The following is a 2,972-nucleotide window of genomic DNA, read 5'->3' as shown; positions in this document are numbered from 1 at the left end:
GAATATTAATTTGGCGGAAGACAATCTGATCCCCTGCTTCCTGATCTTGGTTTAATATTGTATTTCAGAAGCTCAAATCACCATAGGACAGCACGATTTCGCTATAAGATTCACTGCCTAGAAACTAATTATGTATGAGTGTCACTTGCCTAGAGCGAGTAAAGTCACTTATTATATATCGGCTTTTTCTTCCATTTAAATAATATTTATCCACGGGATAATGACCTTTAAATATATAATTTCTCTTTTTCAAATATGATAACTGCTTCATTTTTATCAATCCATTTTTGATACACGCCTTTATCCATACAGTCCATACCAAAGCTACGCCAAACTCTATAATCTCCAATCATAGTTACTATAGAGACCATGTCATCAGTTTCATCAGCCACTTCAAAGGTACATCCTTTATATATTGCTTTTGTTTTTATTCTGTAAAAAGCTTCTACCTCTGATTGAGCCACATATTTGATACAAAAAATTTCTTCTTTACTATCCTTGTATTGGAACGGTTCGCACAACTCAAATCCCTTATCCACATCCTTCAAATCACTGGAACGCAATATTACTTTTCCTTCTTTATTTAAACCAGACATATATTCTTTTCCTAAGTAAAGTGCAAATTTTCCGTTTTTCATGAATAACCTCTTCTCTGATTCAACAGGAATATCGTAAATTTATGAAGATAACTCAAAAACAGCTAGATTAGAGTGTCTGACCATAATCTAGCTGTTCTTTGTAACGCACCGGAATTTAGATTGCACTTTTGCAAAAATTTTACTACAGTTCGATATGACTGAAATGTTCTAATACTCTATCAATTCTTAATACTAGATTTTCTTTCTCCCTCTCTACCAGTTGTTCATTTTGAATATTTTTCACATTGAATGATTGTAATTCCTCTTTAATTATCTGAACGTCTGCTGTATTTGTGCAACCAAGTTTCAACAAATTTTCAGCCAATGTTGTATAAATAATTATTTTTTCACTTAACGTATTATTAGAGTCCCGTTCAAACCGTTTCAATACTTTGGCGATGATTTCATCTTTGTTTGTGTCGCCAGTATTGATTTGATTAAAGAACTTATTCACCTCATCTGTCAATTCTTCATAATACCAGCATACTCTAGGATAATAATCCATTGGTATTTTTTCTAATTGATTAAGAACCTGCTCCCTGCGTAAAAGCAAGGCTTTATATTGATCATGTGATAATTTATCATTTTGTTCAATTAATTGGAGATTAAGATTTGATATCGTTTTTAACATGTATTCTTTAAAAGTATTCAAAACCCTACTATGAGAAACTAAAATTTCTGCAATTGTTACACTTATTACCGCTTTGTCCGTTTCACTTTTATTCATTGACATATCATATTCATTAAATGTTCGCGCAATAGCCTCCTTATTACTCAGCTTCTCCTCATTTTTAAATTCAGTGTAAGTTTCATTTATGTATTCCATGTACTCTTCATAACTAATAGCCATTTTTCAAACCTCCGAAAGATCATTTTGAAGTTTCCGGTGCCCCTCATTCCTGAAACAAAAAAGGTCCATCAGAACCATTACGTATCTGATCACAATTGACCGGTTACTTATTCGGTAATGATTAGATGTCTATTATTTTTCAAATTTAGTATTATAATCAACGGGCAATTCTTTAAGAGAAATTAGTACATTTTTAATTCCAGTAATCAAATCAGCAAGATTTTCGTCTATTATCAATCCAAGTAGTTGGTTAGGGTTAAATTCATTTAACAATTCCTTAATTTCTATTCACTGCTTCAAATAGCTCTACATATTCCCAATCATCCATAAAGTGTTAATCCTCTCAAGAATCTTTTATTTTATCCTACTTCCATTGTTATGAATAACTTCTACTGTGATATTTTTATATTTAGCGGTGAATTTGGACCTGTAATTCTGTTAGATAACAAAATAACAGGTCAATTATGGTGGTATCTGACCATAGTCGACCTGTCTGATTTAACGAAATTTGAATAATAAATCACTCGTCCCCGTCATTGATGGCAATCAACTTATTCCTTCTGCTATTCTCTCCACAATTTCTTTATCCCAATTATCAAGATCAACTATTAGTTCCTCATACTTGCTTTTCGATTCAAGTGTATCCATAACAAAAAGTGCTGCTATACTGTAATGCCCTATAGTGTCTACACCAAAGAGTTTATTTACCTTTGGATCTCTGAATTTACTAATATCTGTAAGCTTAGAGATGATTTCTTCATTACACAGCTTTCTGCTGATAATCTGACTTATTGCACTGACTAAAACCTTATTATGATGAATATCTAAACATTTGATAATTTCTTGATCGTTTAACTTACCTTCTCTTATTTCCCTCGATAAACTTAAAGGTTTCAATTTTCATCACCTCGCTTTTATTCACTTACAGGACCAAAGTTTTCTATTAGATATTGCCGCTCAGTTCTATAGTTACTCCAAAGTTGTTCTGCAGGTGTAATGTTGTGAATACCAAATGGAACAAGTTCCATTTTACCCGGGAATTCCGTATGATGCCACGTCATTCCTTTCCTCGTGCCACCTATCTGTTCATCTAACCACTTAAACTGCTCTTTATCCGATAATTCCCATAATTCTTCTGGTAGCTGAACAGTTTCTTCAACTACACCTGCACCAGCAAAATCTGCAAATCCATATCTCATCCCATCAACTTTGATAACCTTTATTTCTGGAATATGATCATTCGCAACTGCCAACTCCTTTATTTTCCTTTTTTGAGCAGAAGACAAGCTATCTCCACCAGGGATAGTATCATCCCAAGACCAAGGTTTGTTTGAATCAACTTGTACTTTATATATTTTCGCATAATCTTCAATTACTTCATCAAATTTCTTATACCCATTTATAAAATCATCTATATTTTTTAGATTTGCTCCACCCGTCCCCTCAATACGAGGTTCCTCAATCTCCTTTGCCTTGACTTCTAA

The 2,972-nt window shown here is 33.1% G+C and carries 4 protein-coding genes; all 4 read right to left on the bottom strand.

The window, feature by feature from the left end; translation table 11 throughout:
* Nucleotides 1-227: 227 nt before the first annotated feature.
* Nucleotides 228-638: a hypothetical protein gene (locus tag QW71_RS35830; RefSeq protein ID WP_039310725.1), complete on the bottom strand. Its 411-nt coding sequence runs from the start codon at nt 636-638 to the stop codon at nt 228-230.
* Between the two features lie 142 nt (nt 639-780).
* Nucleotides 781-1,488, bottom strand: coding sequence for an Imm3 family immunity protein (locus QW71_RS35825; protein WP_039310722.1), 708 nt, complete (start codon nt 1,486-1,488; stop codon nt 781-783).
* A gap of 546 nt (nt 1,489-2,034) precedes the next feature.
* Complete coding sequence (locus QW71_RS35820; protein ID WP_039310719.1) at nt 2,035-2,385, bottom strand: hypothetical protein; 351 nt, start codon at nt 2,383-2,385, stop codon at nt 2,035-2,037.
* A 17-nt stretch (nt 2,386-2,402) separates the two neighbouring features.
* Nucleotides 2,403-2,972: HNH endonuclease (locus QW71_RS35815; RefSeq protein ID WP_160311866.1), on the bottom strand; the 570-nt coding region annotated here is incomplete at its 5' end.

This window comes from Paenibacillus sp. IHB B 3415, from assembly GCF_000802655.2.
Lineage (GTDB): Bacteria > Bacillota > Bacilli > Paenibacillales > Paenibacillaceae > Paenibacillus_AQ > Paenibacillus_AQ phytohabitans.
The sequence above is the reverse complement of the archived record's forward strand: the minus strand, read 5'-3'. Positions and strand labels throughout refer to the sequence as shown.